At 44.0% G+C, this 17008-nt stretch carries 13 protein-coding genes; 4 read left to right on the top strand and 9 right to left on the bottom strand.

Annotated features, from left to right (window positions below; all coding sequences use genetic code 11):
• Positions 1-135 precede the first annotated feature (135 nt).
• From DBR32_RS07060 to DBR32_RS07070, 3 genes are read left to right on the top strand one after another with little or no spacing between them, the layout of a single operon-like run.
• A complete protein-coding gene (locus DBR32_RS07060) occupies positions 136-1335 on the top strand; it encodes a hypothetical protein (RefSeq protein WP_124635585.1) in 1200 nt (399 codons plus the stop codon).
• Positions 1336-1372: 37 nt separating this feature from the next.
• Entirely contained in the window at positions 1373-2029 is a 657-nt protein-coding gene (locus tag DBR32_RS15630; RefSeq protein ID WP_199724392.1) for a phage tail protein, read from the top strand.
• Between the two features lie 40 nt (positions 2030-2069).
• Positions 2070-3488, top strand: a complete 1419-nt coding sequence (locus DBR32_RS07070) for a T9SS type A sorting domain-containing protein (protein ID WP_124635586.1) — start codon at positions 2070-2072, stop codon at positions 3486-3488.
• Positions 3489-3570: 82 nt separating this feature from the next.
• Here the strand turns inward: DBR32_RS07070 and DBR32_RS07075 are convergent, their stop codons facing one another.
• The 7 genes from DBR32_RS07075 to DBR32_RS07105 form a co-directional block, all read right to left on the bottom strand.
• Positions 3571-6708, bottom strand: a complete 3138-nt coding sequence (locus DBR32_RS07075; RefSeq protein WP_124635587.1) for an efflux RND transporter permease subunit — start codon at positions 6706-6708, stop codon at positions 3571-3573.
• Positions 6709-6801: 93 nt separating this feature from the next.
• Complete coding sequence (locus DBR32_RS07080) at positions 6802-7902, bottom strand: efflux RND transporter periplasmic adaptor subunit (RefSeq protein WP_124635588.1); 1101 nt, start codon at positions 7900-7902, stop codon at positions 6802-6804.
• Between the two features lie 27 nt (positions 7903-7929).
• Entirely contained in the window at positions 7930-9210 is a 1281-nt protein-coding gene (locus DBR32_RS07085; protein WP_124635589.1) for a TolC family protein, read from the bottom strand.
• A gap of 101 nt (positions 9211-9311) precedes the next feature.
• A complete protein-coding gene (locus DBR32_RS07090) occupies positions 9312-9722 on the bottom strand; it encodes a hypothetical protein (protein WP_124635590.1) in 411 nt (136 codons plus the stop codon).
• Between the two features lie 94 nt (positions 9723-9816).
• Entirely contained in the window at positions 9817-10173 is a 357-nt protein-coding gene (gene gldC, locus DBR32_RS07095) for a gliding motility protein GldC (RefSeq protein ID WP_124635591.1), read from the bottom strand.
• A gap of 50 nt (positions 10174-10223) precedes the next feature.
• Positions 10224-10973 carry a c-type cytochrome biogenesis protein gene (locus DBR32_RS07100; RefSeq protein ID WP_124635592.1) on the bottom strand — a complete coding sequence of 250 codons (750 nt, stop codon included), beginning with the start codon at positions 10971-10973 and terminating at the stop codon, positions 10224-10226.
• Between the two features lie 2 nt (positions 10974-10975).
• Positions 10976-12874 carry a BatD family protein gene (locus DBR32_RS07105; RefSeq protein ID WP_124635593.1) on the bottom strand — a complete coding sequence of 633 codons (1899 nt, stop codon included), beginning with the start codon at positions 12872-12874 and terminating at the stop codon, positions 10976-10978.
• 207 nt (positions 12875-13081) lie between these two features.
• On the opposite strand from DBR32_RS07105, the gene DBR32_RS07110 reads away from it, so the two are divergent.
• Complete coding sequence (locus DBR32_RS07110; RefSeq protein ID WP_233559681.1) at positions 13082-14242, top strand: M28 family metallopeptidase; 1161 nt, start codon at positions 13082-13084, stop codon at positions 14240-14242.
• 74 nt (positions 14243-14316) lie between these two features.
• Here the strand turns inward: DBR32_RS07110 and DBR32_RS07115 are convergent, their stop codons facing one another.
• Entirely contained in the window at positions 14317-16137 is a 1821-nt protein-coding gene (locus tag DBR32_RS07115) for a T9SS type A sorting domain-containing protein (protein ID WP_124635594.1), read from the bottom strand.
• A 227-nt stretch (positions 16138-16364) separates the two neighbouring features.
• Complete coding sequence (locus DBR32_RS07120) at positions 16365-17003, bottom strand: hypothetical protein (protein WP_124635595.1); 639 nt, start codon at positions 17001-17003, stop codon at positions 16365-16367.
• Positions 17004-17008: the final 5 nt, after the last annotated feature.

The raw sequence follows: 17008 nt of genomic DNA on the forward strand, positions 1-17008 counted from the left end.
ATTACGAGAAAAATAAACAATTATATTACTCTATAAATTAACAGTTTATAAAATTATTACATAGCTTTACTTATTGTTAATAGGATTTTTTTAACATTTAGAAAAACACATGATTAAAATTCAAAAATGAACCAAATGAAACACATGTACACAACGCTTACCCGTGCAGGACTTGTAGCGGCATTATTATTTGCCGGTCAGACTGTAAAGGCACAGAACAATATCGGTATCGGTACCGGTAGCCCCAATGCCAGCGCCAAACTGGACATCAGCAGTACAACCCAGGGATTGCTGGCGCCCCGTATGACCCTCAGTCAAAGAGGTGCCATCAGTAGCCCCGCAACCGGCTTGCTGATTTTTCAAACGGATAATACACCGGGATTCTATTATTATACCGGTAGTGCCTGGCAATATATGGACCCTTCGGGTGGTGGCGCCAGTGCCGCTGCTGACCTATATGGTAATGGCGCAGAAGGTGTATTGACCATATCTGCAAATACTGATTGGACAAGCAGTCCTCCTGCCAATCTTAATCTTCAATATTCCAGCATTACCATCAATTCCGGAGCTACCCTTACGGTACCCAGTGGTATCAAAATCAGATGTAGTGGCAATGTGACGATCAACGGTACGATTACGGTAGAGCCCAATTTAAATACCCCTAAAGGTACAGGCGGGGAAAAAGGCATCGCCCGGAATAGTGCAGTTTATAACGACCCAACAGCCATTTCGATGGCTTGTCGCGCGGCAGTAGTAAACAGCTTGATCAATGTGCCTGAAGTTGGTGGGGGCAGTGGTGCCGGAGCGATTACCGGCAATACCAATGGCGGCGGCGGCGGCGGTTCTCTTGCGATCTATGCTAAGGGTACCATTACCGTGGCGGCATCCGGTATCATTAATGCCAACGGCGCAAACGCAGTTAACCTCGATGCAGCAAACTCCCAGGGTTCCGGCGGTGGCGGTGGTGGCTTGGTCGTCTTGCTCTCTAAAGGCGCCATGAGTATAGCTGGTACGATTAATGCAAAAGGCGGCAACGGTAGTGACGGCATTTGGGTTTCCGGCTCTATGCGCTCTGGCGGCGGCGGTGGTGGCGGCGGTATCGTATGTCTGGTTTCTACAGCAACGCCTACTGTGGGTGGTAGCATTCAATTATCCGGCGGAACAGGAGGGGCAACCACGGCAAGTGGTACCGGAACCGGCAATTTAGGTGGCAACGGTGGTGCTTCTGGCGGTAATGGCGGCAGTGGTGGTGTGACAGGAACATCAAGTGCTTCTGCAGGCTCTGTAGGTTTCTCCAAATACATTGTTACCTCTGCACCGGAAAATATATATTAAAACAAATCATTCTCTTCTCAATTAAAAATAACTCAAGATGAATATTTTACCAACTTCAATCAAACAGATCTTGGTGATCGCAGTACTTTTTTTAAGTAGCTACAGTTTAAACGCGCAAAACAATGTGGGTATCGGAACGATAACCCCTAATGCCAGTGCCAAGCTGGAAATAAACAGTACGACACAAGGCGTCTTAGTACCCCGTATGACCGCTGCGCAGCGTATCGCGATCAGTAGCCCGGCTAATGGATTGCTGGTATACCAAACCGACGGTGCCGCAGGATTTTATTTCTACAACAGCAGCTGGATTTCTTTAAGTACTTATAGTTTACCGGCACAGAGCGGCAATTCAGGTAAAGTATTGAAAACGGATGGCAGCAATGCTACCTGGCAGGATGCAGTAACAACCAGCCCTGTAAGATACTATATCTGTGTCAATGGAATTTTTCCTTCATCAGATCATTTGGGCGGAGAATATATTTCTCTCGGACAGATTGTGATGAGCGCGATAACCAGTCCCGCATACGAGAATCCAACCGGAAGCTTCAGAGCCTGCAATGGTCAATTACTGCCTATTGCTCAAAACCAAGCGCTGTTTGCCCTTATAGGAACCAGTTATGGTGGTGACGGCATTAATACTTTTGCTCTACCCAATCTGAATAATCCTGCAAAAGTGCTTATTGGCCGTCCTTAAGCGACACCTCTTTACCTCAAATTTTTAAATAATTATACAAATGAATCCTAAATATATAAAAATACTGGGTCTCAGTTTGGCCGGGATAGCCCCTGCGCTGTCGGCCTCTGCACAACTCCTGTATAACAATGGGACTACCTTGTATGTCAATACCAGTGGTACCATACAGGTCAACGGGGACATGACGAATGCAACCGGTAGCGATTTTAGCAATAATGGTACGGTTACGGTAACCGGTACATTGACCAATAACCAGGTGATGGCTTCCGGAGCCAACGGGACACTAACCTTTAACGGTAGTGCTGCACAAACCCTGAATGGCAGTTCCGCATTTCTGGCCAAGGATGTAGTGATCAATAATGCCGCAGGGGTAACACTCAATACGCCTCTTAAAGTTTCCGGTAGTGTTACGTTTACGACAGGCGATGTTGTGGCGGCAACAAGCGCGACACCCGTCATTTTCACGAGTACAGGAAACTACACTGGTGCCTCTAACAGCAGCCATGTGAACGGTTATGTGGTCAAAGAAGGCACGGGTGCATTCAGCTACCCTGTAGGTAATGGCACCAATCTGCAAAAAGTAGATGTAAACCTCTCTGCAAATGCAACAGGCATGCAGGTACGCTATGTAGTAGGCAATGCCGGTTCGGGCACTTATGCCACTACCGGATCAGAATCCACTCCATTGGCGGTATACAATACCGGCGAATACTGGGATCTCAGTCCGCTGACGACAGCTACCGGAGCGGTTACCGTTTTCTGGGACAATGTCCATAACATTACAGTAAATAGCCTGCCCAGCTTACGTGTTGCCCATAAATCGGGAGCCAATTGGCTGAACGAAGGGGGCAACAGCATTACCGGTAATACCGGTGCCGGTAGCGTGACCAGTAACAGCATCAGTACCTGGAGTCCGTTTACCCTAGGGGCCACCTCTCCTACGGCACTTCCCGTACACTTATTGAGCTTTACCGCTAAGCATGCCGGTAGCAATAACCAGCTGGACTGGAATACGGCATCTGAAGACGCACAGATTCATTATGATATCGAGCGCAGCAGCAATGCACAGCAATTCAGCACCATCGGTTCCGTTTCCGGTAAAGAAGGAACGGGCAACAGTTATCAGTTTTTAGATGCACAACCTTTAGCGGCCAATTATTACCGCCTGCGCATTTCCGAGCCGGGAAGTGCAGTAGCGTATAGTAATGTTGTACTGCTGCGTCAGGAAGGAAAAGGAAGCTTATCCGTAAGCCCGGTACCAGCACGTGATCAAATCACCGTAACGAATTCCAATCCGGAACTCAAGGGACAAAATGCCCGCGTTTGTGATCTGCAAGGACGTGTCGTAACGCAGTTTACCATACAGGAAAAAGTAAACCTGTCTACTGCCCAGTGGGCTGCCGGTATGTATCTATTACATCTTCCGGATGGCAGTACTTTAAAAATAGTGAAAGACTAATACTGTAATCCTTTATAGTACTTCGTTTATATAAGAAAAGGCTGTTCGATGGAACAGCCTTTTCTTATATAAATTTCACAGACTAACCTTGAATCAGTCCGGTCTTCTTAAGTAATCTCCGGTTTTTACGTTTATGCACCAAATTGTAGGCATAAGCATAAATAATCGGAAGAATCAACAGGGTAAGAACAGTAGAAGTGATTAAACCACCGATCACCACAATGGCCAAAGGTTTCTGGGTTTCAGATCCCACACCTGTACTGATGGCTGCGGGTATCAATCCTATAGCGGCCATCAAAGCGGTCATCACGACTGGCCTGATCCGGGAATCGACCCCTTGCTCAATGGCAATGTCCAAAGACATTTTAGCCTCGAGATTTTTACGGAATTCCGTAATTAAAATAACCCCATTCTGAATACAAACGCCGAATAAGGCAATAAAACCAATACCGGCCGAGATGCTAAAATTCATACGTGTAATATGTAAGGCCAGAATACCACCGATCAGGGCAAAAGGCACATTCATGATCGTGAGTAATGCATCTTTGGTATTGCCAAAGGTGATAAAGAGGATCATAAAAATCCCGAGTAAACAAATGGGTACGACATTTGCCAGGGTCTTTCCGGCTCTTTGTGCATTTTCAAATTCTCCATTCCAGGTCATGGTATAACCCTGTGGTAATTTCACATTTTTTTGAACCAGTGCCTGTGCCTCTTCAATCGTGCTGCCCAGATCTCTCCCCCTGATGGAAAATTTTACCGGAATGTAGCGGGAGTTATTGTCTCTGTATACAAAACTCGCACCAATCAAGGACTTTGTGCTGCTGATCTCGCTGATCGGAATTTTGGCACCATCCTGTGTCGGCACCATCAGGCGGGCAATCTTATCATCCGCATCCCGGAATTCTTTTGCATAGCGAATCCGGATATCAAACTTACGTTCCCCTTCATATAATTGGGTCGCCGCTTTACCCCCGATGGCCATTTCGATCACAGAGTTGGCATCCTGGATATTGACCCCATACATGGCCATTTTCTGCTGATCAAGTTCTATCCGGTATTCCGGTTGTCCCAGGTTGCGCAAGACCCCCAGATCTTCTACACCTTGTACTTTTTTCAACTGATCCATTACTTTGTTGGATAATGAATCCAGGGTATTAAAATCCTGGCCGAATATCTTAACCGCCAGCGATGCCGGAACACCCGCTACGGCTTCATCTACATTGTCTCTGATGGGCTGGGAATAGTTATACAAGACACCGGGTATTTTACTCAGCTGACTATTCATACTATCTACCAGTTTATCGGTGGTCAAGCCTTTAGGCCATTTGTCTTTTTGTTTCAGATCTACCGCGATCTCCACATTGAAAAAGCCTTTGGGATCGGTGCCGTCTACCGTTCTGCCCACTTGCGCCAGGGTATGCCGCACTTCCGGAAATTTCTCGATAATATCCATCATCTTCCGGGCTACTTCATTGCTTTGATCCAGCGAAGAACTCATGGGTAATTGTGCCTTTACCCAAAGGGCACCTTCATCCAGCTCGGGCAGGAATTCTGAACCCAGGAATTTGGAAGAGCCAAAGGATAAGATCATAAATATTACCGCTGTTAAGAAGCTTACTTTAGGATGTGCATACGTCCATCTAAAGGCACGGCCAATATACTTTTCAAAGAAATGAACCACCACATTGTGTTTTTCTTTTACGTTTTTACGTAAGAGCACACTGGACAAAGCAGGGACTAAGGTAAGGGTGTAGATCAGAGCACCTAATAAGGCAAAGCCCAGGGTATAAGCCAGCGGAGAGAACATTTTCCCTTCTACTTTCTGGAAGGCGAAGATGGGAATAAGACAGGTTATGATGATGATCTTGGAGAAAAAGATGGACTTGCCCATTTCCGTACCTACTTGTTTGAACAAGCCCAGTTTAGCCAGCTTATTGAACTTCTCCATACCGACTTCTCTTGACTTCTTATCTAAGGCGACAAATATCCCTTCGACCATCACAACCGCCCCATCGATAATGATCCCAAAATCGACCGCTCCCATCGATAGTAAGTTGGCAGACATGCCTTTCATACGCATAAGCATAAAAGCAAACAACAGGGATAGGGGTACAATGATACCCACGATTAAAGTGGTGCGCCAGTCGGCCATAAAGATCAGCACGATGAGCGTTACCAAAACGATCCCTTCCACGAGGTTGTGTAATACGGTATGGGTTGCATATTCCATCAGATCGGTACGGTCGTAAAAAGGCACGATCTTAACATCTTTGGGCAAAACAGAACTGTTGAGTTCTTCTACTTTTGCGTGGATCAGATCTAATACTTCTTTGGCATTTTCACCTTTACGCATCACCACAATGCCTTCGACCACGTCATCATTTCCGTCTAAATGAACTTGTCCCAAACGTGGTTTTTCGGTTTCGACCACTTCTGCTACATTTTTGACCAGCACCGGCACCCCGTTCATTTTCTTTACGATGATGTTATTGATCTCATCAATATTATTTAAGAGGCCGATCCCTCTTACAATATAGCTCTGTCCGTTTTTTTCGATCACATCTCCCCCTACATTGATATTATTTTTAGATACGGCTTCATAAACATCGAGTGCCGATAATCCATAATTGATAATATTCTGCGGGTTTACCCTGATCTCATAAATTTTCTCGCCACCGCTAAAGGTATTTACATCGGCCACGCCGGGAATAGATTTAAACTTACGGTCTAAAACCCATTCCTGTAGGGTATTGAGTTCCCTGATATTTCTTGTTTTACTTTTAAGTACATAACGGTACACCTCACCTGTGGGGCCATAAGGCGGTTGTACATCGGGGCTGGCCCCTTCGGGCAGATCGGCACCTCCGATACGGCTCATGACTTGCTGCCGGGCAAATGCATCGTCGACATGGTCATCAAAAATGAGGCGGATATAACTTAAACCGAAGGAAGAGGTAGAGCGTAAATTGATTTTGCTCTGTACCGAATTTAATTGTGTTTCCAGCGGTATGGTTATAAAACGTTCTACTTCTTCGGCGCTTCTCCCCTGCCATTGTGTAATGATAATGATTTGCGTATTGGTTACATCGGGAAAGGTCTCGATGGGCGTTTTGGTATAACTTACATAACCGATAATAGCCAGGACAATGGTGAGGAAGAACACCAAATATCGATGTCTAAGGGAAAAGTGTATGATCCCTTTTATGATTTTATTCATGTGAATATATATTTTGAGTCGTTAAGCCAAGAGGCTCAACATTGGATATAAAAATGTGTGTACACAAACCGGTAAAATCCTGATACCTGCTCCTTAATACTTTTGTAATTCTTCAAAAATCAGGGATTGATATTTGGTGACTACTTTTTGCCCTACTTTAAGATCTGCACTTTGTATAAAAACAAGGTCATTGCTTTTTTTGAGTACAGTAACCTCTGCAATTTTTACATCACTTTTACTATTAAAGACGACCACATAATTTTTACTATCGATAGATACCAGGGAACTGGCCGGAATACAGGTAGCCATGCCGCCCTGTGTATTTTCCACGATCACTTTTACAAACATTTCCGGCTTCAGCAACATGTCTTTATTGGCCAAGCTGATCCTTACGGACATGGCCTTATTTTCAGGATCCAATACATCACCTACTTTTTCTATTTTACCTTCAAACGTTTTGTCGGGATAAGACATCGGAATAATCTTTACGCTATAGCCTTGCTTTACTTTCGGAATGTCCGATTCATACACGTTGGCATTTACCCAAACATTATTCAGGTTGGACACGGTAAAGATATTTTTACCGTCATCGGAACGGATAAAAGCACCTGTGGTCGCATTCTTAGCCACCACATAACCATCTATTGGCGCAGTAAGCGTATAGTTCCCACTTTGTGTGGCCCCGCTACCGCCATTAATACTGATCTCCGCTTTTATTTTGCTGGCTTGTGCCAGGGTCTTTTGGTAATTCTGTTTGGCTTCTACATATTCTCTTTCGCTGCTGATCCCGTTTTTATACAAGCCTTCCGCACTTTCCATTTCCCTTTTGGCAATAGAAATATCCGCATTGGCACTATTTAATTCGCTGTAACTGCCCGCGACTTCCGCGCTTCTGATTACTGCCAGCACCTGTCCTCTGCGTACATAATCGCCAAGAGACACATTGGTAGACACGATTTGCCCACTGCTTCGGGGAAAGATATTCACTACATTATTTTCATTAAAGCTTACGCTACCGGTCAGTACTAACTGGTCTACAACGGTACTCGTGCGTACCGAATCCAGTTGTATCATATTCATCATGGTATCGCTCAACACATATTTATCGCTTACTACGGGTGGCTGCTCTTTAGTGCCGCAAGCCGCTGCCAGCACAATCATTAATAAAACAGGGATGCTTATTTTAAAGTTCATTTTACAATTTTTTAATTTTGGAAAAAATTATTTTACAAGATCGGTACCGGACTGGAAATTGAGTTCTTCTTTGGCCAACTGTAATTGTAAGGCAAGGTTTGATTTTTGCCCCATAACGTCCAGGTAGGCCTGATGATAGTCGATAAACTCAACCAGACTCAATTGCCTTTGCTTATAGCTTTGCACGATATTGTCGTATAAAGCATCATAGTCCAGGTAGAACTTGTCCTGATTGCCGGCATTCATGCGTTGCAGGGCCAACAATTTATTATAGGCTGCCGCAACATCGTTTTGCAGGCTAATGCTTTTGTTGCCCAATACGGCTTCCTGTGCTTTGATCTGGTATCGAGCGGACTTGATATTGCCCTGGTTGCGGTTAAACACCGGCAGGGGTATGCTAAGGCCTAAGCCCCAGTAATTGACGGCGAAATTACTATTCTGATCGTAGCTGGGTGAAATCGTCAGGTCCGGAATGGCCATGGCTTTTTGCAGCCCCAGGTTTTGCTGCTCTCCCTGCAAACGGTAATTTTCGATTTTATACTCGGGATTGTTGCGCAGTGCAGAATCTATGGCTTCCTGCAATTGTGGTACGGTTACTTTATTCGCCATTTTTTCCGAAGGAACATACACACTGGTCGGCGCCGCCTGCAACAGGGTTCTAAGACTGCTCTCCATATCCTCCATCTGCTGATCATTTTCTGATATTTTCTGATGTAAGGTCAGCTGCAAGGCCTGCAGGCGCAGTAAATCTTTACGGGCAATATTTCCTGCCTGTAGCTGCGCGGACATGCCATTGATCAATTGTGTTAAGTGCTGATCTTCTTCCCGATACAATTGTGCCAGGTTGAAGGTCTGTATGAGGGTATAATAATTGCTTCTCAGCTGTAGTTTGAGGTTGCGCATTAAATCGTTGAACTGCCATTCGCTAATGGTGGCATTGGTACTGGCAATGGCTACGTTCTTAGCACGCTTGCCTCCCAATTGGATCAACTGTTCTACTTGAACAAATACCTGTCCTCTTGGACTACCGTCGGGATTGAAGCCATGTTGAAAAAAGCGCTTATTGGTATACACATTCTGATCGGTACTCAATACCGGATTATCCCATAGCCTGGCCTGGGCAATCAGTGCCTTATCTGCATCGACCTGATAATGTTGTGCCAGCAATAATAAATTCTTTTCAAGAAAGGTCTTTTCGAGTTCCGCGCAGGTTACCTGTACAGTATCCCCTTGGGCATGACCGCTTATGCAGGTGCCCAAAATAAGGAGCAATGCGAACGCAAAGCTCATATATGATGATGGCTTCATTTAATTATAAGATTAAAATAAAAAGGATTGTATATGCATAAGCAATATACAAAATAATTAAAATATTAATACTCTCTGAAGGGAAATATTAATCTATCTAATTAAACAAGTTTGGGGGGAGGTGGATTGATTTCTTTGAAGTAAAGAAAATTGTACTGATTGGAATATTCTGTATACCGGATATGGGCGTAATCGGGTACGGTATTGAGCTCAAATTTCTTGATCTCCTGTACGGTAACATCAAAAAATTTAGCTGTTTTTATAATATGTTTCAGGGGGTGATGTTGTTCGGTATGTTCCTTTCCTTCAGGAAAGGCATTCACTTGCTCAAAGGCGACCTCAACAATATACTCCAATAAGGAATCGATCTGGTTAAACATCGTAACCTTCTGTCCTTTTTCATTGGTTGTTTTAAAATAATATCCTGCACTAAAGACGCTCATATTCATGATCTGTAGCGCCAGTAGAATTACGGTGACTTTAGTGCCTAATATTTTAAATCTATTGTTCAAGTAGGGTTGTTTCTACAGCAAAGGTAAAAGAGATCTTTTCACCGCTGCGTTAATACTGCGTTATGTTATATTTAAACCTAATACAAGCGGTCGCTTAACCGGCGTTCTTTTTCCCCTCTTCGTCCATTAATGCCTGATCGGCTTTTTTCTTAAACCCGCGGGCAAACTCCTTAAATTCTGTGCCCAGTTCTTCATTACGGGTTGCTCTTACGAAAGTATCGGCCATGGTCATCATGGTCTGAAAAAAGAAATCGTTCATCTCATCGACCATCATGCGTTTGGTCCACAAGTCTATACGCATGGCTGTTTTCTCCTGACCATCCCACAAAGATAAAAGTACCGCCTTAGCCTGATTGGTTTCTGAACCGGCTCCGGATGCAGCCCAATCGATATGCTCGGGCATTTTATCATTGTCCAGGATTACGTTTATATTGATGTTATGCTTATTCATGTTCTCTTTTTATTTTTAGCCCTGCAAAGTTGCTGATTTTTTTTCAGAGTTTAAATAATTTCTATATCGGTTTTATCTATCCAGCCTTCACTGCCATTTGCCAGTGTTATATAGACGCGGGATTCTTTTTCTGCCCCGGATAAAATAAAGACGGTACCCTCTGGAATACTTCCTTTCACTACGGCCATATTATTTTTATCATATAAAAAGGCATTATTATGACATACGACCCCTTCTGAACGGTTTTGGTTATTTTGATATGCGGTAAAGGCAAAACTCATCACCAGTAAGGTCAACACAAGGCTAAGACTCAACCAGCGGTAGCCAAAACGGATCTTTTTAACCCGTATGCGGTACACAAGCGCTGCTGTCGCGATAAAGCAAGTCAGTGCCACGATAGCCCAGGCATTGGCCGAAATCATACGGAGTACAGTATGGTATGCTTTTACAATAAACAACTCCTGCAGGGCGACGATTGCTTTGGGCGTTTTTTGGTGAATAAATGCAATATTCTCCCGAGCCATCTTATTCCCGGCATTTAAGCGTAAAGCACGTTTATAATTCAAAACGGCTTTTCCTGTTTGCTTATTACGATAATAGGCACTTCCAAGGTTATAATAAACGGCATCATCTGCTACAGAATCGGCAACAATCTTTTCATAATTATCGATGGCATGCTGGTATTGTTGTGCTTCATAAGCGCGATTGGCTTCCTGCCAGTATTGTGCATAGGTATCCGGTGCCGCGTTTCCGAAACCGGCGTACAACATTACGATCATCCATAACAATATACGTTTCATGCTTATTTCTTTTTAAACTGATTTTCAAATATGCCAATTATCCGGACGGCTTCCTCCAAAGTCTGCTGCTTCTGCTGCTGACCGCCCACAGGGCTATACAAGGCCATTTCACATTCGGTAATTAAGGCCAGTGTTTGCTCAATCAGGTTTTCTTCAATCTGCTTAAATCGTAGTTTCTGTGCTACATTCTCTTTACTCAACTCACTCAGGGAAATACCCAGTTTATCACTAAGGTATAACCAAACTGCTTTAGAGACTTCTTCATAAAATACCGTATGCTTGCTGTGTTGTATTGCATTTCGGGCAGTGGCCAAACGCTTCCAGGCTTCTTTATTGGCGGTCTTTTGTTTAAAGACATCGGCATGTTGCTCCTTGTAGCGCTTACGATGCTGTCTCCATAACAGCAGCCCCAATACAAGTCCGGTAAGCAGGTATAGGCCCCAATAAAAGCCGCGCCGCCAAAGGGGTACAGAGCTTCCGTTAAAAGAGGGATTGGATGACATCAGTCCATGAATATCCTTCATCTGGTCGATGGCATCACCTTTCACTATTTTTGGTTTTGTGCCCTTGCTCACGGATACCTGAAAAGAATCGGTATGCAACACTTTATATTGATTGGTACTGATATCAAAATAGGAAAAGCGCATGGAAGGAATGGTATAGGTTCCGGCACTATCGGCGCTAATCTGGTAGATAAATTGTTTTGTGCCCAGCAGTTTGGGCATAATATCGACAATACTGTCTTTTACTTCCGGATCAATGACCGAAAGTCCGGTGGGTAAAGCCAGTTGCGGCGCACTGATTAATCCTATATTACCATTGCCTGCTACTGTAAGCACCAATTGAACGACATCGTCGGTAGAAAATTTCCGGTTGCTTAAATTTGTTGCTATCGTAAATTCCCCCAGGCCTCCGGAGAAATCAGCCGGCTTATTGGGCGCGGGTAAAGGCTTTACGGTTATAGGAACAATAGGGCTCTCCAGTGAAACATCAACCCAGGTGGGCATATAACGGTTGGCTCCTATATATTCTGCCACTTCAACCTTGCCTTGTGCCTTGGCCTGATCAAGGGCTAAAGTGCCGGCCTCTTGCGGAAATAAAGCGGCTTTCTTCAGAACAAATACGTTGTAGCGTTTGCCATTGTAGTTTTCCTGAACGGGCGGACTATCGGGAGGCAGTTTAATATCTTGCGTCCAAAATCCATTAAGCGCCGGGAATGCTGTAGGACTCATGGACATTTTTAAACGCGTATACAACTTGTATACTACATTTACCTGCTGGCCTACATAGGGATTCTTTTGATCTACTTCGGCACGTATGAATATATTTTCATCCAGATGCTCGGCCGTCAGGCCTTTTATATCGTCTATGGGTAAGGGTTGAGGCTCCTCCGGCTCTTCAAAAAGCTGTTGCAGCATCTGCTGTCTCCGGCGCATGGTTTCGGCCATTTGCTTATCAATATCATCTGTAAAGGCGTCATCTCTGTTGCCGCCCTGATTTTGTGCCGTTACCTTAATTTGGATCGGTTTGGTGCTCAATTGCTGACCACTTTGGGTACGGATACCCGCCGCTCCGATCACCATTGTGCCTAATCTCCTGGGTTGTAGCACATAGCTGTAACTCACGGTCAATTGTTCCTCATTGCGTCCGTAAATACTGACAAAAGTGGTGCTGTTGGACTGGCGAGGCCCTTCGATGATCATAAAATCTTTGAGTAAGGGCTCCATGAAGTCCAGTGCTTCTGTAGGATTGGATATGGTAAAGGTGACCCGAAATTGTTCCCTTATTCCGACAGTACTGCCACTGACCTGGCTGGTGAAACTCATTTTCTGAGCAATGGCCATTACACTAAACAGGATCGATAAGGATAATAACAGTGTTATTTTTCTATAAAAGGACATTCTTAAGCAATCAATCTTTTTGGAATAGCAAATGTAAAATAATATGCACAGCTCAGGCGGTTAAATCGAGGTTAAAACACTTATAAAACATCTTTTAAGTAAACCTGCAAATTTGTAAAATGTTCCTGAAAAAAGGAAGGTTGTTTGTATAAATATTTTTTTATGCTACATTCACGCCACACACGCTATTCATCTAACGGAATATTTATGAAAATCGGGATAAAAGCAAGCTTAATTTGTGGGATCGTTTTATGTTCGCTGTCGAAGCGGGCCGATGCCCAAAGTATGGCCTTTTCCAGAAAAATTGTGGATACCCTCTGTTCCCCATATTTCTGGGGGCGCGGCTATACGCATTCAGGCATGCAAAAGGCTGCGGTCTACCTGGCTGATGTATTTAAACAACAGGGCTTAGTCCCTTTGAATGAGCAAGGCTATTTTCAGTATTTTTCCTATAGCACCAATACGTTCCCCGATAAGCTTTCTGTTACGCTCAATCATAAAAAACTGGTTCCGGGTAAAGATTTCCTGGTGATGGCCGAAAGCAGCGGCCTTAAAGGAACATTCTCCCTGAGCCCAAAAGACAGTCTTAGTTTCGTTCACGCGAAAGATCCGCTGCTGATTGTAGAAAAGGTCAGGAAGCTGACCTGGAGCCCGTCGGAAAAAGTGCAGCCCTATACGCGGATTCAGGTATTGGATACAAATGCCACACTGCTGCCAAAAAAAATAAGTATAAACATCCGGAACCATTGGATACCCGACTTCAAAGCGGCTAATGTGGCTGCAATGGTAAAAGGCACCTTGTATCCGGATAGCTTTTTGGTGATTACGGCTCATTACGATCATTTGGGTGGTATGGGTAAGGACGTGTATTTTCCGGGGGCTAATGATAATGCCAGCGGTGTCGCAATGATGCTTAATCTGGCGCAGTATTATGCCCGTCATCCACAAGCCTGTTCTATTGTCTTTATTGCCTTTGCCGGTGAGGAAATTGGCTTAAAGGGTTCTAAATATTTTACAGAGCAGCCTCTGATCCCGCTGGAGCGCATCAAATTCCTGCTCAATACGGATCTTGCCGGTACGGGTTCCGAGGGCATTACCGTGGTGAATGCAACGGAGTTTCCGCAGGCATTTGCCTTATTACAGGCTATTAATACAGAAAGTCATTTATTTTCTAAGGTTCATTCCAGAGGAAAAGCGGCCAACAGCGACCATTATTTCTTTACCGAAAAAGGAGTTCCTGCATTCTTTATTTATACTCAGGGCGGAATTGCCGCCTATCACGACATTTATGACCGTGCAGCCACCTTACCGCTGGATCATCAAGAACAATTATTTCAGCTTATTGTACGCTTTTTTAAAGCTTTGTAAACAATATGCATACTTCTAAAAAAGGCCATCCGTATTTAGGATGGCCTTTTTTAAGGAGGTAAACTAATAGATAATTATCGTTTCGTAACCTGTTGTACTTTTAATATCCTGCCACTTTTCGCTTCGATGACTTGTATAAAGTACAGCCCGCTGGCATAGCTGCCGAGCGACAAGCTGTTACCTTTTTCTATAGTTATGATACGACCTTTGGCATCAATCAGGCGTAGCGTGATGGGTCTATCGGCTTGTACTTTTACTAAATCCTGTACCGGGTTAGGAAAGATATCGATACGCGCTGCGTTTTTTGTGTCCTCTATACTGGTTACCGATCCTACGTAATAAGCTGCGGAATCGGAACAGCCATTACCACCACCTACTTTTAAAGAATACCAGCCAGTACTGCTCACCGTCAGACTAGGACCCGTAGCAGCGGCGATGATCTGCCCGCCTTTGTACCACTGATAACTGTTATACGTACCGAGGGTACTCAAAACCGGGGCATTATATTGTAATTGCAGGTTTGGTATATTATTGGTTCGCACTTTAAAGGTATCCGTTCTGGGCCCGCAAATGGTGTTGTAGCGCACCCAATAGGTTCCGCCATGGGTAACCGGCCTCGAGGTCCCGGTCGTGCCATTATCCCACATATAATTAGTGAATACGGGGTATGCATGAAGGTTAAATGCGGCAAAAGGTTCTGCGGCACAAAACAGCGTATCCAGTATAATCCTATTGGCCAGTGCGGGCTCCACCGAGCCGGCAGGCTTGGCCATCACCACTTCATTGGGTAAATTCAATTGCAGGCCTGTAGTACCGGAGTTCGGAAAAAAGAGTGAAGGTACTCTCGATTCAAACTGGCATCCAAGACCGAAAACATTTGGCTTATTGATACAACCTAGGTAGCTGGTATCACTAGGTACACCCATAAAAGATCCGATCTCTGAAATGAAATATACTTTACCATTGACCCCCAATTTCACCTGAGTTATTGATTGCGCTTTACCCAATACAGTCCGGACGCGATCAATAAGATCATATTGAATAAAATTGCCCGAATCGGACATATCTGCATAATAAATTTTGTTGCCATCGGGAGAGAAGGCTACTCCGTAGCTCCTGGCATTACTATCCAGCACTTCAGATTGGTATATAATACCAGAGGTATGATCAAATTTAAATAACTCTAACGAAGAAGGATCGTTTGTGCTGCAGGTCACGATTTTGGTACCATCGGAGGAGGCCGCCATTTGTCCCTGATAATATGCAATTGAAGGTAAATAACCCGCGGTACTGATTACCGGAATGGTATCCAGCCCTGTCGTTTTCACCTGAAAAGAATAAAATTCAGGCTTTCTATCTGCACGGATCACGACCCATACATTATTATTACATCCCCTTATGGCCACCATTTTTTCGCCGAGCGTGTCATGACAAATAATGCCTTTTAAAGGATAAGTGGTCACCACGTCTCCCAAACCATTATTCAGGCTCATGTCTACCACATTCACATACAGGTACCTTTTCAAAGTGAATACATAATAGCGGTTTACATTGCCCGGATCGGGTACGATCAAAGCGCCTTGCGTCGTGGTATAATTACCAATACCGGTATTATTTATATTCAAGCCATTGGGCATGATGTTGTGGAAGCGATTCCAAATGTTGGAACCATCGGTATAGAACCGTAAACTTCCGAAACTATCGCTTACCGCAGCAGTACATTCGGTTTCGGTTATCTGGGAACTCATAGGTACTGGTTGGGTACCATTAAAATCAAGGCCGGCATGTTTGCTCATTACCCACACCTTATTTTGGGGCAAGTTATATTGCGCATAGAGCATAACCGGAAGGCTTACTAGAAGCAACAATATCAGCTTGGGTATAATTTTTCTCATATTAAAAGACTATATAATTGTATACATTTCAAGTAAAAAATGTATTTCAAATTTAATTATAAATATCGTGCAATCCAATATTTTGTTTTGTCCTGATCAGAACGTGTACCCATACCACGGCATGTGGTGCAAGCAGCGGTACCGCTTATCTGCAACCATATTACAAAAAAAAGCCCGGTCCATATGGACCGGGACGCAAAGGTTTTTTTAATCTTTATTTTATGTGCTTACCACTTAGGTGCAAAGTTCCCGAAACGGTAGGTTACCCCAAGTTTAAACATTGCAGGCAACTTTACTTCAATAGCATAGCCGTTTGATTCATTGGCCGGTAAGTCTGCTTTTAATTCCACGCCTAAATTTCCGGGGCCCGCTGCAAATTCATATCCCAGCATAACGCCTAAGAACGGATGCTTAATGGTCCCTTCTTCGGCTTTAAAATTAGATTTATATACACCCGTATTGTAGTCGCCTACCGTTTGATTGTATTTAAACATTTTATAAGAAAATCCTAGTCCTATATAAAAGCCATTGAAGGCATTTTCTCTTTCTTTACCAAAGAAACGCTTGATATTAAATTCCGGGCTAAAGGTGAAATACTTTAAGGTGGTAGTGGTTCCTTCTTCGGCCATTGAGTTATCATCTTTATAAAACAGTGGCGTAGGGGTTCTTTCTACAGAAGGCATTAATACATCGGCATTAATACCAATCCGGATAGTTCTTAAAAATCCGAATTCCAATCCAAGTCCCAGGTAAGGTTTTTTGTAGTACGCACCATGTGCATATCCTGCATTAAGTCCGGCCATAAACTGGGCGTAGGCGCCGCTCGTCAGTACGATGCACAAGAGCACGAGTAATCCTTTTTTCATTGCTT

This window comes from Taibaiella sp. KBW10, assembly GCF_003852495.1.
In the GTDB taxonomy this organism is placed as follows: Bacteria; Bacteroidota; Bacteroidia; order Chitinophagales; family Chitinophagaceae; genus Edaphocola.

Excerpts from the sequence above, each read along its gene's own strand:
- gldC (WP_124635591.1), bottom strand. The coding sequence starts at position 10,173 with ATGAATAAGCATAACATCAATATAAACGTAATCCTGGACAATGATAAA.
- DBR32_RS07075 (WP_124635587.1), bottom strand. The coding sequence starts at position 6,708 with ATGAATAAAATCATAAAAGGGATCATACACTTTTCCCTTAGACATCGA.
- DBR32_RS07070 (WP_124635586.1), top strand. The coding sequence starts at position 2,070 with ATGAATCCTAAATATATAAAAATACTGGGTCTCAGTTTGGCCGGGATA.
- DBR32_RS07080 (WP_124635588.1), bottom strand. The coding sequence starts at position 7,902 with ATGAACTTTAAAATAAGCATCCCTGTTTTATTAATGATTGTGCTGGCA.
- DBR32_RS07105 (WP_124635593.1), bottom strand. The coding sequence starts at position 12,874 with ATGTCCTTTTATAGAAAAATAACACTGTTATTATCCTTATCGATCCTG.
- DBR32_RS15630 (WP_199724392.1), top strand. The coding sequence starts at position 1,373 with ATGAATATTTTACCAACTTCAATCAAACAGATCTTGGTGATCGCAGTA.
- DBR32_RS07115 (WP_124635594.1), bottom strand. The coding sequence starts at position 16,137 with ATGAGAAAAATTATACCCAAGCTGATATTGTTGCTTCTAGTAAGCCTT.
- DBR32_RS07060 (WP_124635585.1), top strand. The coding sequence starts at position 136 with ATGAAACACATGTACACAACGCTTACCCGTGCAGGACTTGTAGCGGCA.
- DBR32_RS07100 (WP_124635592.1), bottom strand. The coding sequence starts at position 10,973 with ATGAAACGTATATTGTTATGGATGATCGTAATGTTGTACGCCGGTTTC.
- DBR32_RS07120 (WP_124635595.1), bottom strand. The coding sequence starts at position 17,003 with ATGAAAAAAGGATTACTCGTGCTCTTGTGCATCGTACTGACGAGCGGC.
- DBR32_RS07085 (WP_124635589.1), bottom strand. The coding sequence starts at position 9,210 with ATGAAGCCATCATCATATATGAGCTTTGCGTTCGCATTGCTCCTTATT.
- DBR32_RS07110 (WP_233559681.1), top strand. The coding sequence starts at position 13,082 with ATGAAAATCGGGATAAAAGCAAGCTTAATTTGTGGGATCGTTTTATGT.